The organism is Mycobacterium decipiens (genome assembly GCF_963853665.1).
Classification (GTDB): domain Bacteria; phylum Actinomycetota; class Actinomycetes; order Mycobacteriales; family Mycobacteriaceae; genus Mycobacterium; species Mycobacterium decipiens.
This window is the reverse complement of the sequence record NZ_OY970459.1, coordinates 4095147-4113256: the sequence shown is the minus strand read 5'-3', so window position 1 is coordinate 4113256 and position 18110 is coordinate 4095147. Positions and strand designations below refer to the sequence as shown.

The window sequence follows — 18110 nt, the reverse complement described above, 5'->3', positions numbered from 1 at the left end:
TGCTACCTCCACCCCGGTCCGGCGTGGACAAGACTGTAGTCGAATCTAGGTCAAATCTAGTCGCTACCAACGGGTGGCACGGTCCGGGCCGGTAGGGGCCGCCCGCAACCGCGCCATGATGCTGCGTCGCGTGTGGTCCGGCCCGAGCGGGGGAGCCGCAGGCCGCGGTGCCGACTCGGGCAGCGGGATGTCGAGCTTCTCGCGCAGCGCATCGCGCAGCGCGAGGAACAACGGATCGGCCGCCAGGACGTACGCGCGCGGCGACGGATGGTAGCGGTCGGCGGAGAACATCAGCTCGGGCCTGGTCCGGAAGTTGGGAGCCAGCAGATGCCCAAGCGGCACCGGCACCCCACCGGCCGCCTTGACGGCGGCCGTCTGGGCGCGGGCCAGCCGCACACCACGGGTGTGTGCCAGCGAGCGCAGCGGCTGGGGGATGGCGGTAATGACGCCGAGGTCGGGGCAGGTACCGACCACCACCACCGTTCCGTGTGTGCGTAACCTGCGCACGCAGGAGGCCAGCCGCTGCGCGGACGGGCCGATGCCGTTGAGTGCCGTGATGTCGTTGGCGCCGATCATGATCACCGCCGCATCCGGTGGCGGTCCGACTACGAACATCGCATCGACTTGTCCGCAAACACCTTTCGAGGTGGCGCCGACGATGGCTTTGGTGCTCAGCCGGATCCGCTTGCCGGTCTGCTCGGCGATTCTGCGGGCGATCAGCACGCCGGGGACTTCCTCGGCGCCGGCGCAGCCGTATCCCGTCGCCGTCGAGTCCCCAAAGATCATCAGGTGCAGGTCGAAAGGCACGTTGCGCTGCCAGCGTTGCACGGGCGCACCGCCGCGGCTGTACACGCCATCGGCCCGCGGCGGGGCGGCAAAGGATTTGGGAATTACCGTGCGCGCGTGCGTCGCCTGACCGACCAGCAGGTTGCGTGCGCCCAGAAAGGCCGTGCCCGTCGAGGCGAGTGCACCCGCGGTGGCCAAAGCGATCGTCGAACGCCGCGGCACGCGCATGCTCACGCGAACAGTTTAGGACGGCTGTGCCGATTTCGTGGGTAGCTGAGGAACAAACCCGTTACGGTGTGGATCAAATGTGGTATCGAATCAGACTCTTTGGATGTTGGAACGGAAAAGGACTGTCAAGCTAAGTTCGCGGGGTTGGCTGGCCGCTTCGGCGAGCAGGTGAACCGGGCGCTCAACCGCTTCGTCACATGCTGTATCGGACTACAACGGCGTAGGAAGTGTTGGGCATGACTGCACCCAGTAAGGTATCCGGCTCACCCAGAGTTGTCATTCGTCCGCGTGACGTATTGAAGGCACGTAGACTTGAAGCCCGCAGATTTGCGATCAGCGACGGCGCCCCGGTTGAGGTCGTCGAGTCTGGTCCAAGCGTGGCTGCGCGATTAGCTGCGCTGGCGTCACGCGTGGCGATCCGGCCGGTATTGGCGGTCGGTAGCTATGTTCCTCATGTGCCCTGGCCGTGGGGTCTCGTCGACCACGCCGCCCGGGTTCTGCTCCCGGCGTCAACTACCGTTCGGACTGCAGTTCGCCTGTCTAGAGCGTCGGCCCAACTGGTTCGTGCGTCGGGTGTGATGCCCGCGGACGGCACTCGGCGAGCGGTTCTGTACCTGCACGGCGGCGCGTTCCTGACGTGCGGGGCAAACTCGCACGGCCGATTGGTCGAGCTGCTTTCCAAGTTCGCTGACTCGCCCGTTCTGGCGGTCAACTATCGGTTGATTCCCAAGCACTCGATCGGGATGGCTCTCGACGACTGCCACGATGGCTACCGGTGGTTGAGACTGTTGGGCTACGACCCGGAGCAGATCGTGCTGGCGGGCGATTCCGCGGGCGGGTATCTCGCGCTCGCTCTCGCGCAGCGGCTGCTGAAAGTGGGAGAGGAGCCGGCGGCTCTGGTCGCGATCTCGCCACTGCTGCAGCTAGCAAAGAAGGATAAGCAGGCGCATCCCAACATCAAGACCGACGCGATGTTCCCGGCGAGAGCCTTCGATGCGCTCGACGCGTTGGTTGCTAGCGCGGCCGCCAAGAACAAGGTAGACGGCAAACGCGAAGAGCTTTATGAGCCCTTGGAGCACATCACACCGGGCCTGCCGCGGACGCTGATTCACGTGTCGGGCTCCGAGGTGTTGCTGCATGACGCACAGTTGGCGGCGGCCAAACTGGCGGCCGCCGGGGTGCCGGCCGAGGTCCGTGTCTGGCCGGGCCAGGTCCACGACTTTCAGGTCGCAGCGCCGATGGTGCCCGAGGCGATCCGCTCGCTGCGTCAGATCGGACAGTACATCCGCGAGGCCACCGGCTGATTCCGCGCTGCGGCAGGAGCGCGTGCGCGCGGCCGGAAGGCGCTTGAGACCATGAACGCATGCGGATAGCGCAACACCTCAGTGACCTCATCGGCGGCACGCCACTAGTTCGGCTCAACTCCGTCGTGCCAGACGGGGCCGGAACCGTGGCCGCGAAGGTCGAATATCTCAACCCTGGCGGCAGCTCCAAGGACCGGATCGCGGCGAAGATGATCGACGCCGCCGAGGCCAGCGGGCAGTTGAAGTCGGGCGGCACCATCGTCGAACCCACGTCGGGCAATACCGGTGTCGGCCTTGCCTTGGTCGCACAGCACCGTGGGTACAGGTGCGTGTTCGTCTGCCCGGATAAGGTCAGCGAGGACAAGCGCAATGTGCTGATGGCGTACGGCGCCGAGGTGGTGGTGTGCCCGACGGCGGTGCCGCCCGACGACCCGGACAGCTACTACAGCGTGTCCGACCGGTTGGTCCGAGAAATCGACGGTGCCTGGAAACCCGACCAGTACGCCAATCCGGCGGGACCGGCCAGCCACTACGCCACCACCGGCCCGGAGATTTGGGCCGATACCGATGGCAAGGTCACTCATTTCGTGGCCGGAATCGGCACGGGCGGCACCATTTCTGGCGCCGGCCGCTACCTCAAGGAGGTGTCGGGGGGGCGGGTACGCGTCGTCGGTGCCGACCCGGAGGGGTCGGTGTATTCGGGCGGTAGCGGCCGGCCCTATCTGGTTGAGGGGGTCGGCGAGGATTTCTGGCCGGCGGCCTACGACCCGAGCGTGCCCGACGAGATCATCGCGGTGTCCGACTCCGACTCGTTCGATATGACCAGGCGGCTGGCCCGCGAAGAGGCGATGTTGGTCGGCGGGTCGTGCGGAATGGCGGTGGTCGCCGCGCTGAAGGTCGCCGAGGAAGCCGGACCCGACGCGCTGATCGTCGTCTTGTTGCCGGACGGCGGCCGCGGCTACATGTCGAAAATTTTCAACGACGCGTGGATGTCGTCCTATGGGTTCCTGCGCAGCCGCCTCGACGGGTCGGCCGAGCAGTCCACGGTCGGGGATGTGTTGCGCCGCAAGTCCGGTGCGCTGCCCGACCTGGTGCACACCCATCCGTCGGAGACCGTGCGCGACGCCGTCGGGATTCTTCGCGAGTACGGGGTGTCGCAGATGCCGGTCGTCGGCGCAGAGCCGCCGGTGATGGCCGGCGAGGTCGCCGGCAGCGTCTCGGAACGCGAACTGCTTTCGGCCGTCTTCGAGGGTCGCGCCAAGTTGGCCGACGCCGTGTCCCAGCACATGAGCCCGCCGCTGCGGATGATCGGTGCCGGCGAATTGGTCAGTGCGGCCGGCAAGGCGTTGCGTGATTGGGATGCGTTAATGGTGGTGGAGGAAGGCAAGCCGGTTGGGGTCATTACCCGTTACGACCTGTTGGGCTTTTTGTCGGAGGGATCGAGCCGACGGTAGGCGATCGCGCCGCAATCTAGTTCGGCTACAAACAATTACGGCGGGTTGCTGGTGCGAACAGGTCGTGGGACACCGCCCGATTCACCCTGTGACGCAACTCACGACCGGTCGTTCCCGCGAGCCCGGTCCTCAGGTACTGTAGTGCCGCCTAGTTCAGCTAACCCTCAGTGGAAGGTTTGCCGATGACCGAACAGCCGCCCGGCGGGTCCTACCCGCCGTCCTCCCCGCCGCCTGAACCACCCGGTGGGCCCCAGCCGCCATCCGGTGGCTTCCAGCCACCTCCGCCGCCGCCCGGCGGCAGTGGATATCCCCCGCCTCCTCCGCCGCCGGTCGCGGGTGGCAACCCGCCGCCCCCACTGCCCGACGGCGGTTCCTACCCGCCGCCTCCTCCGTCGGCCGGCGGCTACGCGCCACCCCCGCCCGGACCGGCAATTCGTACCCTGCCGGCCGAGTCGTACACACCGTGGATTACCCGGGTGCTGGCCGCACTTATCGACTGGGCTCCCTACGTCGCCGTCGTCGGCATCGGTTGGGTGATCATGCTGGTCACTCAGACGTCGTCGTGCGTCACCGATATCAGTCAGTACGACGTCGGTCAGTTCTGCGTGTCCCAGCCTTCGATGATCGGCCAGTTGGCGCAGTGGTTGCTGTCGCTGGCTGGGTTGGTCTACCTGGTCTGGAACTACGGCTATCGCCAGGGCACCACCGGATCGAGCATCGGCAAGTCGGTGCTGAAGTTCAAGGTGGTCAGCGAGACCACTGGGCAGCCAATCGGCTTCGGGATGTCGGTGGTTCGTCAGCTGGCCCACTTCGTCGACGCGATCATCTGCTACATCGGGTTCCTGTTCCCGCTGTGGGACGCCAAACGGCAAACCTTGGCGGACAAGATCATGACGACGGTTTGCCTGCCGATCTGATCGGGAGATGCAAACTCACTGTGCAAGTGAGTGATTAGCAACGCGCCACCCTGGCCGCGAATGCGCGGCCAGGGCGGTGCCCGCTACTAGGCTGGTCATCGATGAGCGAAAACCGCAAGGGACACCAGGGAATCACTGGACTGGCCACCAGAGCCATCCACGCCGGCTACCGCCCGGACCCGGCGACCGGGGCCGTCAACGCGCCGATCTATGCCAGCAGCACCTTCGCCCAGGACGGTGTTGGCGGTCTGCGCGGTGGATTCGAATACGCCCGCACCGGCAACCCCACCCGGGCCGCATTGGAGGCCTCGCTGGCGGCCGTCGAGGAGGGTACCTTCGCGCGGGCGTTCAGTTCCGGGATGGCCGCCACCGACTGCGCTCTGCGGGCGATGTTGCGACCCGGAGACCACGTCGTCATTCCCGATGACGCCTACGGCGGCACATTCCGGTTGATAGACAAGGTGTTCACCCGGTGGGATATCCAGTACACGCCGGTGCGGCTTGCCGACCCGGATGCGGTGGCTGCCGCCATTACCCCGCGCACCCGGCTGATCTGGGTGGAGACGCCGACCAATCCGTTGCTGTCGATCGCCGATATCGCGGGCATTGCCGAAATCGCGGCCCAGCCGAGCGTTGATAAGTCGGTAAAGGTGTTGGTGGACAACACTTTTGCCTCACCGGCGTTGCAGCAGCCGTTGCAGCTCGGCGCCGATGTCGTGTTGCACTCGACTACCAAGTACATCGGCGGGCATTCCGACGTGGTGGGGGGTGCGCTGGTCACCAACGACCAAGAGCTGGACGAAGCGTTCGCCTTCCTACAGAATGGCGCCGGCGCGGTGCCCGGCCCGTTCGATGCCTACCTGACCATGCGCGGTCTGAAGACCTTGGTGCTGCGGATGCAGCGACACAGCGAAAATGCTTTTGCCATAGCGGAATTCCTCGCTGATCATCCGTCGGTGAGTTCGGTGCTGTATCCCGGTCTGCCCGGTCACCCCGGACATGAGATTGCCGCGCGACAGATGCGCGGCTTCGGTGGCATGGTTTCGGTGCGGATGCGTGCCGGCCGCCGCGCGGCCGAGGATCTGTGTGCCAAGACCCGCGTCTTCATCCTGGCCGAATCGCTGGGTGGGGTGGAGTCGCTAATCGAACATCCCAGTGCCATGACGCACGCATCGACGGCCGGTTCGCAATTGGAGGTGCCCGACGACCTGGTGCGGCTTTCGGTCGGTATCGAGGACCTTGCCGACCTGCTCGGCGATCTCGAGCAGGCCCTGGGCTAGTCGGCGGCGCAGCGCCCTAGGAGTGATACGGCTCCGCGCTGACCAACGTGACTTTGACGGTGCTGCCGTTGGGCACCAGGTAGCTGCGCGTCTCGCCGACCTTGGCGTCGATCAGGGCGCCGCCGAGCGGTGAGTTCGGCGAGTAGACCTCGAGCTTGCCGTCGCTGACGCCTTCCTGGCGGGTGGCGATGAGGAACGTCTCGCTGTCCGATTTGTCGCCGTTGTAGTAGACCTTCACCACCGAACCGGGCAACGCGACGCCGGACTGCTCGGGTGCTTCGCCGACCTTGGCGTTGCTGAGCAGATCCTGCAGCTGGCGGATGCGGGCCTCTTGCTGGCCCTGTTCCTCGCGGGCGGCGTGGTATCCGCCGTTCTCGCGCAGGTCACCCTCCTCGCGGCGGTCGTTGATTTCGGCGGCGATGACCGGACGATTAGCGATCAACTGGTCGAGCTCGGCCTTGAGTCGGTCATGTGACTCCTGGGTCAACCAGGTCACCTGAGTGTCCGTCATCTCGTCGCGCTCCTCATGTTGTCGTTTCCGCGTATTCGGGAAAGTTTCGGATCCCGTGTCGCGGATATCTGGTCCCACCCCGGGTTGCTGCCGTTCCGTTGGGCTCACGGCCGTTAATGCAGCAATACACGGTCCCAGCAGGACCGTGCATCGGTCCATGTTACCACCGCGCAAACGATCGGTGACGTCATATTCGCAGTTCGGTATTTGTTGTGGAGGTCACGGGAGGCGCAAGTAGGCGGGCACGTCTGTGCCACAACCGTATACGTCTGCCATCACCGGCGGTTTGCTGGATTTCACCGTCGTGGTCACCTGCACGGTGGCCGCCTGCGACGGCGGGACCAGCAGCTCACGTCGGCCCGTCTCGCTGCCGTCTTTGGACCGAACCCGCACGATGCAGGCCACCGGTCGGGACGGGTCGGCACGCGTCACGCTGATCGTCACCGATGCCGTCTCGGCGTCGATCAGTCGATAGCCCGCAAGCGAACCGGTGACGGCGCTGGTGCCGATGCGTTGGTAGCCGATGACCGCGATCACGACGCCGGCCGCGACGACCAGCACCGCTAGGGCAATCGCGACCCGGCGACGTCCTCGTTGGGACAGTCGCCGGCGTCCGTAGCGGGTATCCGGTCGCGGAATGGGAGTCTGGGTCATGCCTGGGTTCGGGATGCAACGGTTCGAGAAACTGGAATTATAGGGTCACTTATAGGCTTGAGGGGGCGACCAGCCGGACCGACAAGGGGGCACGTGAGCGAATTGCGGTTGATGGCGGTGCATGCCCACCCCGATGATGAGTCCAGTAAGGGCGCCGCCACCCTTGCCCGCTATGCCGACGAGGGGCATCGCGTGCTGGTGGTGACCTTGACCGGAGGCGAACGCGGCGAAATTCTCAACCCGGCGATGGACCTGCCTGACGTGCATGGGCACATCGCCGAGATCCGCCGTGACGAGATGGCCAAGGCGGCCGCGATCCTCGGCGTCGAGCACACCTGGCTGGGCTTCGTCGACTCCGGGCTGCCCAAGGGGGATCTGCCGCCACCACTGCCGGAGGACTGCTTCGCGCGGGTACCGCTGGAGGTGTCCACCGAGGCGCTGGTGCGGGTGGTGCGCGAGTTTCGGCCGCAGGTGATGATCACCTACGACGAGAATGGCGGCTATCCTCATCCCGACCACATTCGCTGCCACCAGGTTTCGGTGGCCGCCTACGAGGCGGCGGGTGACTATTGTCGCTTTCCCGACGCGGGTGAGCCCTGGGCGGTGTCCAAGCTGTACTACATCCACGGCTTCCTGCGGGAACGGATGCAGATGCTGCAAGACGAGTTCGCTCGGCACGGCGAACGCGGCCCGTTCGAAAAATGGCTGGCGTACTGGGACCCCGACCACGACCTTCTTGCGGGCCGGGTGACGACGCGCGTCGAGTGCTCGAAATACTTCGGCCAGCGTGATGATGCGCTGCGCGCGCACGCCACCCAGATCGACCCGAATGCCGAATTCTTCGCCGCTCCGCTCGCGTGGCAGGAGCGGCTATGGCCGACCGAGGAATTCGAGTTGGCTCGCTCGCGTATCCCCGTGCGCCTGCCGGAGATCGAACTGTTCGCCGGGATCGCGCCGTGAACCGCATTCTGCTCAGCGTGATTGCTGACGGCGGACCCCGTAACACCGGACCCGATTTCGGCAAAGCCAGCCCAGTGGGTTTGCTGGTTGTGGTGCTTCTGGTGATCGCCACCTTGTTCCTGGTGCGGTCGATGAACCGCCAACTGAAGAAGGTTCCCAAGTCCTTCGACCGGGACAACCCCGAACTCGATCAGGCTGCCGACGAGGGCACGGACGCGATTGACGAGGTTGATCACAAGCTCCCCGGCACCAACCGCAACGGCTCTACCCGACCACCGGGACCTGCCGATGAGTCCGGCTGATTCGGCGGGAACGAATACCCTCGCGCTGGCCACCAGCCCGTATCTGCGCCAGCACGCCGACAATCCGGTGCACTGGCAGCAATGGACCCCGCAGGCGCTGGCCAACGCGGCCGCGCGCGATGTGCCGATCCTGCTGTCCGTCGGCTACGCCGCGTGTCACTGGTGTCATGTGATGGCCCACGAATCGTTCGAAGATGACGAGGTGGCCGCCGCGATGAACGAGGGGTTCGTCTGCATCAAAGTGGATCGCGAGGAACGGCCGGACATCGACGCGGTCTACATGAACGCCACCGTCGCGCTCACCGGGCAGGGCGGCTGGCCGATGACGTGCTTTCTCACTCCCGACGGCCGGCCGTTCTTCTGCGGCACGTACTACCCGAAAGCAGGTTTCCTGCAACTGCTTTCGGCCATATCCGACACCTGGCGCGAACGCCGCGCCGACGTCGAGGAAGCGTCCGACCATATCGCGGGCGAATTGCGCTCGATGGTGTCGGGGCTACCCGGCGGCGGTCCCGAAGTGGCGCCGGAGCTGTGTGACCACGCGGTCGCGGTCGTGCTTCGTGACGAAGATACCGTTCGCGGTGGTTTCGGCGCTCAGGCCTCCTCCGGGCCCAAGTTCCCGCCGTCGGCGTTGTTGGAAGCGCTGCTGCGCAACTACGAGCGCACCGGATCGTCGGCGGCGCTACCCGCGGTGTCGCGCACCGGCAGCGCGATGGCCCGTGGCGGGATCTATGACCAACTAGCCGGTGGCTTCGCCCGGTACAGCGTCGACAATGCGTGGGTGGTACCGCATTTCGAGAAGATGCTGTACGACAACGCCCTGCTGCTGCGTGCCTATGCGCACTGGGCCCGGCGGACCGGGGATCGGTTGGCCCGCCGGGTCGCAGCGCAGACCGCGCGCTTTCTGCTCGACGAGCTGACCGACGCCACCTTGTTCGTCTCGTCGCTGGACGCCGACGCCGACGGCCGCGAGGGTTCGACCTATGTCTGGACGCCGGCGCAGCTGACCGAGGTGCTCGGAGACGACGACGGACGTTGGGCGGCAGAGGTTTTCGCGGTCACCCAGTCGGGCACGTTCGAACACGGGGCGTCGGTGTTGCAGTTGCCCGCAGATCCGGACGACGCGGGGCGGCTGGAGCGGATCCGCGCGGAGCTGTTGGCGGCGCGACTCACCCGGGTGCAGCCCGGACGCGACGACAAGGTCGTCACATCCTGGAACGGTCTGGCGATAACCGCGCTGGCCGAGGCCAGTGTGGCCCTAGCGGCACCCGAGTTGGCTCGAGCGGCGCAGCGATGCGCGACGGCGCTGTTGGACCTGCACGTTGTCGAGGGCCGGCTGCGGCGCGCCAGCCTGGGCGGAGTGGTCGGCGACAGCGCCGCCATCCTGGAGGACCACGCGATGCTGGCCACCGGGCTGATGGCGCTCTACCAGCTGAGGCCCGAGGAGGCCTGGCTGACCGCGGCCGCCGGCTTGCTGGATACCGCGCTGGAGCACTTCGGCGATCCGCAGCGCCCGGGCCGTTGGTTCGACACCGCCGACGATGCCGAGCGGCTGATGCTGCGGCCCGCCGACCCGCTGGACGGGGCGACGCCGTCGGGGGCGTCTTCGATCGCCGAAGCACTGCTGACCGCCGCGCACCTGGTCGACGGCCCACGCGCCGAGCGGTATTTGCAGGTGGCTGCCGACACGCTGCGCGCACATGCGGTGCTGCTGGAGCGTGCGCCCCGCTCCGCCGGACATTGGTTGGCCGTGGCCGAAGCCGCGGTGCGCGGACCGCTGCAAATAGCGGTCGCCGGTGACGGGGCGCAATCGCCGTTGCTCGCCGACGCGCGCCGGCTGGCGCCGGGCGGGGCGATCGTCATCGGCGGCGCGGAGGGCTCGTCGGCGCCGCTGGTCGGTCGGGACCGGGTGGCCGGCGTCGACGCCGCATACGTATGCCGTGGACGAGTCTGCGACCTACCGGTGACCAGTGCAGCCGAACTCGCGGCCGCCCTGGGCGTACCCGGGAATTAGCTTGGCGTCCGGTCGGTCACGCGCCCAGCGGGACGCTCGCCCGGCGGGCGGCTCAGAACACCACGAACCACATGGCGATGTAGTGGCAGATCGCCGCGATCGCGGTGCAGGCGTGGAAGAACTCGTGAAAGCCGAATGTCGACGGCCACGGGTCGGGCCAGCGTAACGCGTAGAGAATGCCGCCGATGCTGTATAGGGCGCCGCCGACGAACAGCAGCACCGTCGCGGCCACCCCGGCGTTGTGCAGGATGGTGCCGGTGTACCAGACCGCCACCCAGCCCAGCAGAATATAGAGCGGCACGCCTACCCAGCGCGGCGCCGACGGCCAGCACATCTTCAGCACGATGCCGGCCAGCGCGCCGCCCCATACGATCGACAAGACCACTCGCCCGGCGTGTCCGGGCAGGGCCAGCAGCGCGAACGGTGTGTAGCTGCCGGCGATGAACACGAAGATCATCGAATGATCCGCCCGCTTCATCCACTTCCGGGCGGTCGGGGACTTCCAGTGGACGCGGTGGTAGGTGGCGCTGACGGTGAACATCACCACCGTGGCCGCGGTGTAGGCCAGCGTCGCCAGGCCGGCCTCGGTGGATGCCAGCGCCCATGACACCGCAACCAGTGACGCACCCGCGACGACGGCGGTCCCCGCGGAATACACATGAATCCAGCCGCGAAAGCGGGGCTTGGTCAGAACTCGGGCGACGCCCTCGACGATCTGGTGGGCAGCATCGGACGGCGTCAGCCCGGGTGATTCGGGCTCCGCGTTGGTGGCTGTGCCGGCCTGGCCGCTCATTTCCCTCGTTGCCTCGTCTTGGACTTGCCGTGGTTGTCGTCGATCACAGTAGTCGGGTTGGGTAGCCGACGGGCATCTGACTCGAGGTGAGATTGCCGGCATTTCAAGCCGGAATCTGGGCCCGATCACAAGTAGTGTTGATGTTCGTGGAGATCATCCCGCCACGGCTCAAAGAACCGTTGTACCGGCTTTACGAGCTGCGCCTGCGGCAGGGCCTAGCCTCCTCGAAATCCGAACTGCCCCGGCACATCGCGGTGCTGTGCGACGGGAACCGGCGGTGGGCGCGCGACGCGGGCTACGACGACGTTAGCTACGGCTACCGGATGGGTGCCGCCAAGATCGCCGAGATGCTGCGGTGGTGCCAGGAAGCCGGCATCGAGATGACCACCGTCTACCTGCTCTCCACCGAAAACTTGCAACGCGACCCCGACGAGCTCACTGCACTGATCGAGATCATCACCGATGTCGTCGAGGAGATTTGCGCACCGGCCAACCGCTGGAGTGTGCGGACGGTCGGGGATCTGGGGTTGATTGGTGAGGAACCCGCCCGTCGGCTGCGTGGTGCCGTGGAATCCACGCCGGAGGCGGCATCGTTCCACGTCAACGTCGCTGTGGGCTATGGCGGCCGCCGGGAGATTGTCGACGCGGTGCGGTCGTTGTTGGGTAAGCAACTAGCCAACGGCGCGACTGCCGAGGAGCTCGTGGACGCGGTGACCACCGAGGGCATCTCCGAAAACCTCTACACCTCTGGTCAACCCGACCCCGACTTGGTGATCCGGACCTCCGGGGAGCAGCGTTTGTCCGGGTTTTTGCTGTGGCAGAGCGCCTACTCGGAGATGTGGTTCACCGAGGCGCACTGGCCGGCGTTTCGGCGGGTTGACTTTCTGCGCGCGCTGCGCGACTACAGTGCGCGGCACCGCCGGTACGGCAGGTGAATCCGGCGCGGGGCTGCACAGCCGATCGCCACGCTTGACCGCCATAGCTGAGCTGCATGTTTCGCGTCGTGCGGAGTGCACATTTCCCGCTCGGATGGTGTGCACAGTGCCCCCAGAAAACCGGTAGATGCCGCGCGCGATGGCTACACCATCCGATCACCCTGACGGGATCACCCCATGCTGGGCTGATCGGAGGAACGTGATGTCGTTTGTAATCGCCGCGCCGCAGGCACTCGTTGCGCGCGGCCGCTTCGGCGTTGGCCCCGACGACGGCGGTGCTGGCCGCGGGCGCCGATGAGGTGTCGGGGTCAATCGCGGCACTGTTCGGAACGCACGGCAGGCCTATCAGGCGGTGGGCGCACAGCTGTCGGCGTTTCGGGAGCAGTTCGTGCAGGCTTTGACCAACGCGATTGGGTCCTATGCGGCTGCCGAAGCAATCAACGTTTCGACGGCGCAGAGCGTGCAGCAGGATGTGCTGGCGATTGTCAACGCACCCACCCAGGCGCTGTTGGGGCGCCCGCTGATCGGCAACGGCGGCAACGGCGCGCTAGGCGGCAAGGGCGGGTCGCTGTCTGGTCTGCTCGGGGCGCACGGTAGCGCTAACGCCCGCAACCCCGTGCCACACTGGACACATGGCTGCGCTGTCGGCGCTGGTGTTCACGCTGAGCGGCTGGTTGGGGCTGTACCTACTGGCTCGTGATCCGCGCAAGCCGGTGCTCGCGTTGGCGGCGATCGGACTCGGTGGTTTCGCGCTGGTGGTTGGGCTGGACGCGGTGCGGACTACCAGCGTCGCGCACGCTGACCTGCTCAGCCAGGTCGAGATCTATTTGGTCGCCGTCCCCGGCGTGGCGTGGTTCGCGGTGCTCGTCGAGCTGTCCCGGCCGTGCGATAGCTGGCGGGCCCGCACCGGTGAGCTCTTGCTGGTCAGCGGGGTCGGCGCGGTGGCTCTGTTCGGCGCGGCGCTGGCCGGCAGCGTCGACGGTCCGCTGCGGCCGGGGCACCTGCTGATGTTCGCGGTGATCTCGGCGTCCACGCTCGGCGCTATGGTCGTCGCACTGGTGCGGCCGAGCCAGCCGGTGCCCGTAGCCGGCGTGGTGGTTGTCGCGACGCTGTTCTTCGCCCTGGGCAATGCCATCCTGATCATTCCGCTGGGCCTGGTGCCCAGCTGGCTGGCGCTGGCGTCGACGGGTTTGGATGTGCTGCTGCTCGGTGTGGCGGTAGCGCTATGGGACGCCTTCGACGAGGGCCAGGCGCTACGCGCCGACATGCTGCGTTCGTTCGCCGGCTCGATGGCCGTGGCGGTGTTGTTCGGCGGGCAGGTGCTGATCGGTCTTGCCCTCACCCGAAGTGAGCCCAGCGCGCAGACCGCGTTGACGGTGCTGCTGTTCACCAGCCTCGCGGTGGCGATCACGGTGCAGGTGCTGGCCGATCCGCTGGCCGGGATTCTGGACCGGGTGGCGTTTTCCAGATCGCCCAGCCTGCGTGCTGACCGCGCCGCGCTGCGGCAAACCGGGGCGGCGTTACCGCTGCGGTCGGACAATCCGCTTGACGACGTTGACGACGACACCTTCGTCAGGCTCACCCGCCGGGCGCTGGGGCACTACGGCGACCTGACCAAGCTGGTCGCCAGCCCACTAACCGCCCTGCCGGTGATCGACGAGCGCTTGGCCGCGCGGGGCGCACCCGATCACCCGCTGGAGCGGGCCAATGAGCTCAAAGCCGTACTGGCCGACGGCATCGGGCGGCTCAAGCCGCGCGACGGCGGCGATTTCGGAACCACCGAGCAGTGGCGCTACTACAACTCGCTGTATTTCCCGTACGTCGTCGGCGTGCGGGCATACGCGCAGAACGCCACCGCGTCGGGTTTGGATCCCACCGCCCGGCAGGCCTGGCAGTGGCTGGTCACCGAGGTTCCGCAGCGCTCGTTGCACAACTGGCAGAACGCCGCGGCCCGGCTCATCGCCGCCGATCTGCGCGGGCGCGTCGGGGTCCCCAGCGACTAGCGCGTCGGTTTTCGTCTGCCGGAGTGGCAGCGGTTGGCAGTGCCATGCGTCGATCTGGCAGTGCTTCCACGGCACGCTCAGACCTATTCGACCAACTCGACGAGGAGTAACGACATGACCGCTATACCTGGCACCTCAACCAAGCCCGGGTACGAGACCAAGCCCCTGTACGACTCGACGGACTCGCTGCTGCGTTTCGCAATGCGTGCCGACGCCACCCTGACCGGCCTGATGGGTCTGATCGTTGCCGTCGCGGCCGACCCGATCTCGTCGCTGACTGGCCTGACGTCCGGCCAGGAGTACAGCATCGGCGCCTTCTTCGTGCTCTACGGCCTGGCGGTGTTCAGCCTTGCCGCGTTGCCGAACTTGCGTCGCGCCGGGATCGCCGTCATCGCCGGAAACATCGTCTACACCGTGGCCGCGATCGTCGCCGCTGAACTGGTCCCGATGACCGCGGCAGGGGTCGCCGCGACGCTGGCCAGTGGTGTGTTCACCGCGGCGTTCGCCGGTCTGCAGTACCTCGGAGTGCGCCGCCTGGCGGCGTAACTCCCCTCCCGCCGAGCGGGGCGTCACGCTACCCAGGTAGCGGCGCCCCGCGTCGGCCGTCCGATGGCCAAAGACTAGAGCTTGCGCAGCCGCAGCCGGTTGATGGAATGATCGGCATCTTTGCGCAGCACCAGTGTCGCCCGGGGGCGGGTCGGCAGAATGTTCTCCACCAGATTGGGCCGGTTGATTGTCCGCCAGATATCGCGCGCGGCGACGACAGCTTCCGGGTCGGACAGCGCCGCGTAATGGTGGAAGTGCGACTCCGGGTCGGCGAACGCCGTGGTGCGCATGGCCAAGAACCGCGACACGTACCACTGCTCGATGTCCTCGATTCGGGCGTCCACGTACAGTGAGAAGTCGAACAGGTCCGACACCATCAGCGTCGGGCCGGTCTGCAATACGTTGAGCCCTTCCAGAATCAGAATGTCGGGATGGCGGACTACTTGCGTGGCCCCCGGGATGATGTCGTAGTGCAAATGCGAATACACCGGCGCACACGCGTAATCCGAACCGGATTTCACCGAGGTGACGAACCGCATCAGCGCCCGCCGGTTATAGCTTTCCGGAAAGCCTTTGCGGTGCATGAGGTTTCGCCGCTCCAGCTCGGTGTTGGGGTACAGGAATCCGTCCGTGGTGACCAGGTCCACCCGGGGGTGGTGATCCCAGCGAGCCAACAGCGCCTGCAACACGCGGGCGGTGGTCGACTTGCCGACCGCGACGCTGCCGGCCACACCGATGATGAACGGCACCGGCCGGTCCGGGTGCTGTTGGGGCTCGCCGAGGAATTCCGCGGTGGCGGCGAACAACCGCTGGCGGGCGGCGACCTGAAGATGCAGCAACCGGGCCAAGGGTAGGTAGACCTCTTCGACCTCGAGCAGGTCGATCTGCTCGCCGAGACCACGCAGGCCGATCAGTTCCTCTTCGGTGAGGGCCAGCGGTGTGGACATCCGCAGCGCGCGCCACTGCTTCCGGCCGAACTCGACATAAGGGCTCGGCTCGCTAAGCCGCGGCATGGTGCCAGTCTTGCAGGGACGGGCCCGAGGCCGACGGTTGGGCCGGTCAAATCCCGGTTACGGCCCGTCCCGTGTGACGGCTGGGGCATCACCGCGCGTGTGCGCAGACCAGCGCTTGCCCAGCACTGCTGGATACACTGGCGGCCGTGACTGCTGCACCTGACGCTCGCACTACCTCTGTCATGTCCGCCCCGCTCGCCGAGGTCGACCCCGATATCGCCGAGTTGTTGGGCAAGGAGCTTGGCCGGCAACGGGACACCCTGGAGATGATCGCCTCGGAGAACTTCGCGCCGCGCGCGGTGTTACAGGCCCAGGGCAGCGTGTTGACCAACAAGTACGCCGAGGGCCTGCCCGGCCGGCGCTACTACGGCGGTTGCGAGCACGTCGACGTGGTGGAAAACATCGCTCGCGATCGGGCCAAGGCGCTGTTCGGCGCCGAATTCGCCAACGTGCAACCCCATTCGGGCGCTCAGGCCAACGCCGCGGTGCTGCATGCGCTCATGTCCCCGGGCGACCGGTTGCTGGGCTTGGACCTCGCCAATGGCGGTCACCTGACCCACGGCATGCGGCTGAACTTCTCCGGCAAGCTGTACGAGAACGACTTCTACGGCGTCGACCCGACGACACATCTGATCGACATGGACGTCGTGCGCGCCAAGGCGCTCGAATTCCGCCCGAAGGTGATCATCGCCGGCTGGTCGGCCTACCCGCGGGTGCTCGATTTCGCGGCGTTCCGGTCGATCGCCGACGAGGTCGGTGCCAGGTTGCTGGTGGACATGGCCCATTTCGCGGGCCTGGTCGCCGCGGGGTTGCACCCGTCGCCGGTGCCGCACGCGGACGTGGTCTCCACCACGGTGCACAAGACGCTCGGCGGGGGCCGGTCCGGCCTGATCGTGGGCAAGCAGGAGTACGCCAAGGCCATCAACTCGGCGGTGTTCCCCGGTCAGCAGGGCGGTCCGCTCATGCATGTCATCGCGGGCAAGGCGGTCGCGCTGAAGATCGCCGCCACACTCGAATTTGCCGACCGGCAGCGGCGCACGCTGTCCGGCGCGCGGATCATCGCCGATCGGCTGATGGCTCCCGACGTCGCAGCGGCCGGGGTGTCCGTGGTCAGCGGCGGCACCGACGTCCACCTGGTGCTGGTTGACCTGCGCAACTCTCCGCTCGACGGCCAGGCTGCCGAGGACCTGCTGCATGAGGCCGGTATTACGGTCAACCGCAACGCGGTGCCCAATGATCCGCGGCCGCCCATGGTGACCTCGGGCCTGCGGGTGGGGACCCCCGCGCTAGCCACCCGCGGGTTCGGTGACGCCGAATTCACCGAGGTCGCCGATGTAATCGCCACCGCCCTTGCAGCGGGCAGCTCTGCTGACGTGTCCGCACTACGGCAGCGGGTGACCCGGCTGGCCAGGGAGTTCCCCCTCTATGAGGGTCTGGAGGACTGGAGCCTGGTCGGCCACTAGCCAATTGGCCCGGTGCTGCGGCGCGCGCCAATTTCATAGAACCTGTGTATGCGGGTTACAGTTACTGCATGGCACAGAAACCTGTAGCTAATGCACTGACCCTCGAACTCGAGCCCGTGGTCGAAGCGAACATGACTCGTCACCTCGACACCGAGGATCTCTGGTTCGCCCACGACTACGTGCCGTTCGACCGGGGCGAGAACTTCGCATTCCTGGGCGGACGTGATTGGGATCCGTCCCAGGTGACGCTGCCCAGGTCCATCACGGACGCATGCGAGATCCTGCTGATTCTCAAGGACAACCTGGCCGGCCACCACCGTGAGCTGGTCGAACACTTCATTCTCGAGGCGTGGTGGGGTCGCTGGCTCGGCCGGTGGACCGCCGAGGAACACCTGCACGCTATTGCGCTGCGCGAATATCTCGTGGTGACCCGGGAAGTCGACCCGGTCGCCAACGAGGACGTTCGAGTCCAATACGTGATGAAGGGCTACCGCGCCGACAAACAAACGCAGGTGGAAACCCTGGTGTTCATGGCGCTCTTCGAGCGCTCCTGTGCCGTCTTCTGCAGCAACCTGGCCGCGCAGATCGAGGAGCCGATCCTGGCCGGACTCATCGACCGCATCGCCAGGGACGAAGCACGTCATGAGGAGTTCTTCGCCAACCTGGTCACGCACTGCCTCGGCCACACGCGCGACGAGACGATCACGGCGATTGCCGCGCGCGCGGCCGACCTCGGCGTCGTCGGTGCCGAAATCGACGCCTACCGGGACAAGCTGCAGAACGTGGCAGACGCCGGCATTTTCGGCGCGCCACAGCTGCGGCAGGTGATCTCCGACCGCATCGTGGCTTGGGGGTTGGCCGATGAGCCCCGGCTGCAGCAGTTCGTCACGAAGTAAGTCGCGTTTTCCCCGTCGGCGCGCCTGCCCTGCGGGGATGCTGCCGGCGGA

The 18110-nt window shown here is 66.7% G+C and carries 16 protein-coding genes and 2 pseudogenes; 13 read left to right on the top strand and 5 right to left on the bottom strand.

Annotation, left to right across the window (positions count from 1 at the left end):
- Positions 1-56: 56 nt before the first annotated feature.
- Positions 57-1008, bottom strand: a pseudogene (locus tag AADZ55_RS18145) (SGNH/GDSL hydrolase family protein).
- A 242-nt stretch (positions 1009-1250) separates the two neighbouring features.
- Between AADZ55_RS18145 and AADZ55_RS18140 the strand changes: the two are divergent.
- The 4 genes from AADZ55_RS18140 (at position 1251) to AADZ55_RS18125 (ending at position 5969) form a co-directional block, all read left to right on the top strand.
- Complete coding sequence (locus AADZ55_RS18140) at positions 1251-2318, top strand: alpha/beta hydrolase fold domain-containing protein (RefSeq protein ID WP_119185108.1); 1068 nt, start codon at positions 1251-1253, stop codon at positions 2316-2318.
- A gap of 59 nt (positions 2319-2377) precedes the next feature.
- On the top strand, positions 2378-3772 hold the full coding sequence (locus AADZ55_RS18135) for a cystathionine beta-synthase (protein ID WP_085327594.1): 1395 nt from the start codon (positions 2378-2380) through the stop codon (positions 3770-3772).
- Positions 3773-3954: 182 nt separating this feature from the next.
- Positions 3955-4689 carry an RDD family protein gene (locus tag AADZ55_RS18130; protein ID WP_341286223.1) on the top strand — a complete coding sequence of 245 codons (735 nt, stop codon included), beginning with the start codon at positions 3955-3957 and terminating at the stop codon, positions 4687-4689.
- 101 nt (positions 4690-4790) lie between these two features.
- A complete protein-coding gene (locus AADZ55_RS18125; RefSeq protein ID WP_085327083.1) occupies positions 4791-5969 on the top strand; it encodes a cystathionine gamma-synthase in 1179 nt (392 codons plus the stop codon).
- A gap of 16 nt (positions 5970-5985) precedes the next feature.
- Here AADZ55_RS18125 and greA read toward each other — a convergent pair whose 3' ends face one another.
- A complete protein-coding gene (greA, locus tag AADZ55_RS18120; RefSeq protein WP_085327084.1) occupies positions 5986-6480 on the bottom strand; it encodes a transcription elongation factor GreA in 495 nt (164 codons plus the stop codon).
- Positions 6481-6699: 219 nt separating this feature from the next.
- On the bottom strand, positions 6700-7134 hold the full coding sequence (locus AADZ55_RS18115) for a DUF4307 domain-containing protein (protein ID WP_085327085.1): 435 nt from the start codon (positions 7132-7134) through the stop codon (positions 6700-6702).
- A 93-nt stretch (positions 7135-7227) separates the two neighbouring features.
- Here AADZ55_RS18115 and mca point away from each other — a divergent pair, with 93 nt between their 5' ends.
- The 3 genes from mca to AADZ55_RS18100 are packed head-to-tail and all read left to right on the top strand — an operon-like array spanning position 7228 to position 10410.
- A complete protein-coding gene (gene mca / locus AADZ55_RS18110) occupies positions 7228-8094 on the top strand; it encodes a mycothiol conjugate amidase Mca (protein ID WP_085327086.1) in 867 nt (288 codons plus the stop codon).
- Positions 8091-8396 (top strand): hypothetical protein, encoded by a 306-nt coding sequence (locus AADZ55_RS18105; protein ID WP_085327087.1) that lies wholly within the window; start codon positions 8091-8093, stop codon positions 8394-8396. The genes mca and AADZ55_RS18105 overlap by 4 nt, the downstream gene beginning before the upstream one ends.
- Positions 8383-10410 (top strand): thioredoxin domain-containing protein, encoded by a 2028-nt coding sequence (locus tag AADZ55_RS18100; protein ID WP_085327088.1) that lies wholly within the window; start codon positions 8383-8385, stop codon positions 10408-10410. Before AADZ55_RS18105 ends, AADZ55_RS18100 begins: the two co-directional genes overlap by 14 nt.
- Positions 10411-10462: 52 nt before the next feature.
- On the opposite strand, the gene trhA is transcribed toward AADZ55_RS18100, so the two are convergent.
- On the bottom strand, positions 10463-11203 hold the full coding sequence (gene trhA / locus AADZ55_RS18095) for a PAQR family membrane homeostasis protein TrhA (protein ID WP_085327089.1): 741 nt from the start codon (positions 11201-11203) through the stop codon (positions 10463-10465).
- 146 nt (positions 11204-11349) lie between these two features.
- Here trhA and AADZ55_RS18090 point away from each other — a divergent pair, with 146 nt between their 5' ends.
- From AADZ55_RS18090 to AADZ55_RS18075, 4 genes and pseudogenes are all read left to right on the top strand, one after another.
- Positions 11350-12138, top strand: coding sequence for a (2Z,6E)-farnesyl diphosphate synthase (locus AADZ55_RS18090; RefSeq protein ID WP_085327116.1), 789 nt, complete (start codon positions 11350-11352; stop codon positions 12136-12138).
- A gap of 275 nt (positions 12139-12413) precedes the next feature.
- A pseudogene (locus AADZ55_RS23605) lies at positions 12414-12838 on the top strand (PE family protein).
- Positions 12771-14141 carry a hypothetical protein gene (locus AADZ55_RS18080; RefSeq protein ID WP_085327090.1) on the top strand — a complete coding sequence of 457 codons (1371 nt, stop codon included), beginning with the start codon at positions 12771-12773 and terminating at the stop codon, positions 14139-14141. Before AADZ55_RS23605 ends, AADZ55_RS18080 begins: the two are co-directional and overlap by 68 nt.
- Before the next feature lie 114 nt (positions 14142-14255).
- Positions 14256-14687 carry a hypothetical protein gene (locus tag AADZ55_RS18075; RefSeq protein ID WP_085327091.1) on the top strand — a complete coding sequence of 144 codons (432 nt, stop codon included), beginning with the start codon at positions 14256-14258 and terminating at the stop codon, positions 14685-14687.
- 74 nt (positions 14688-14761) lie between these two features.
- Here AADZ55_RS18075 and coaA read toward each other — a convergent pair whose 3' ends face one another.
- Entirely contained in the window at positions 14762-15700 is a 939-nt protein-coding gene (gene coaA / locus AADZ55_RS18070) for a type I pantothenate kinase (protein WP_085327092.1), read from the bottom strand.
- A 182-nt stretch (positions 15701-15882) separates the two neighbouring features.
- Between coaA and glyA the strand changes: the two genes are divergently transcribed.
- The gene (gene glyA / locus AADZ55_RS18065) at positions 15883-17163 is read left to right on the top strand and encodes a serine hydroxymethyltransferase (RefSeq protein WP_085327093.1); all 1281 of its coding nucleotides are present in this window, start codon (positions 15883-15885) and stop codon (positions 17161-17163) included.
- A 68-nt stretch (positions 17164-17231) separates the two neighbouring features.
- Positions 17232-18059 (top strand): acyl-ACP desaturase, encoded by an 828-nt coding sequence (locus tag AADZ55_RS18060; protein ID WP_085327094.1) that lies wholly within the window; start codon positions 17232-17234, stop codon positions 18057-18059.
- Positions 18060-18110 lie beyond the last annotated feature (51 nt).

What these genes read in the sequence shown, in the direction of transcription:
- AADZ55_RS18130 (WP_341286223.1), top strand. Translation starts at nt 3,955, where the DNA reads ATGACCGAACAGCCGCCCGGCGGGTCCTACCCGCCGTCCTCCCCGCCG.
- AADZ55_RS18135 (WP_085327594.1), top strand. Translation starts at nt 2,378, where the DNA reads ATGCGGATAGCGCAACACCTCAGTGACCTCATCGGCGGCACGCCACTA.
- glyA (WP_085327093.1), top strand. Translation starts at nt 15,883, where the DNA reads ATGTCCGCCCCGCTCGCCGAGGTCGACCCCGATATCGCCGAGTTGTTG.
- AADZ55_RS18115 (WP_085327085.1), bottom strand. Translation starts at nt 7,134, where the DNA reads ATGACCCAGACTCCCATTCCGCGACCGGATACCCGCTACGGACGCCGG.
- AADZ55_RS18075 (WP_085327091.1), top strand. Translation starts at nt 14,256, where the DNA reads ATGACCGCTATACCTGGCACCTCAACCAAGCCCGGGTACGAGACCAAG.
- trhA (WP_085327089.1), bottom strand. Translation starts at nt 11,203, where the DNA reads ATGAGCGGCCAGGCCGGCACAGCCACCAACGCGGAGCCCGAATCACCC.
- coaA (WP_085327092.1), bottom strand. Translation starts at nt 15,700, where the DNA reads ATGCCGCGGCTTAGCGAGCCGAGCCCTTATGTCGAGTTCGGCCGGAAG.
- AADZ55_RS18080 (WP_085327090.1), top strand. Translation starts at nt 12,771, where the DNA reads ATGGCTGCGCTGTCGGCGCTGGTGTTCACGCTGAGCGGCTGGTTGGGG.
- AADZ55_RS18125 (WP_085327083.1), top strand. Translation starts at nt 4,791, where the DNA reads ATGAGCGAAAACCGCAAGGGACACCAGGGAATCACTGGACTGGCCACC.
- AADZ55_RS18060 (WP_085327094.1), top strand. Translation starts at nt 17,232, where the DNA reads ATGGCACAGAAACCTGTAGCTAATGCACTGACCCTCGAACTCGAGCCC.
- AADZ55_RS18100 (WP_085327088.1), top strand. Translation starts at nt 8,383, where the DNA reads ATGAGTCCGGCTGATTCGGCGGGAACGAATACCCTCGCGCTGGCCACC.
- greA (WP_085327084.1), bottom strand. Translation starts at nt 6,480, where the DNA reads ATGACGGACACTCAGGTGACCTGGTTGACCCAGGAGTCACATGACCGA.
- AADZ55_RS18140 (WP_119185108.1), top strand. Translation starts at nt 1,251, where the DNA reads ATGACTGCACCCAGTAAGGTATCCGGCTCACCCAGAGTTGTCATTCGT.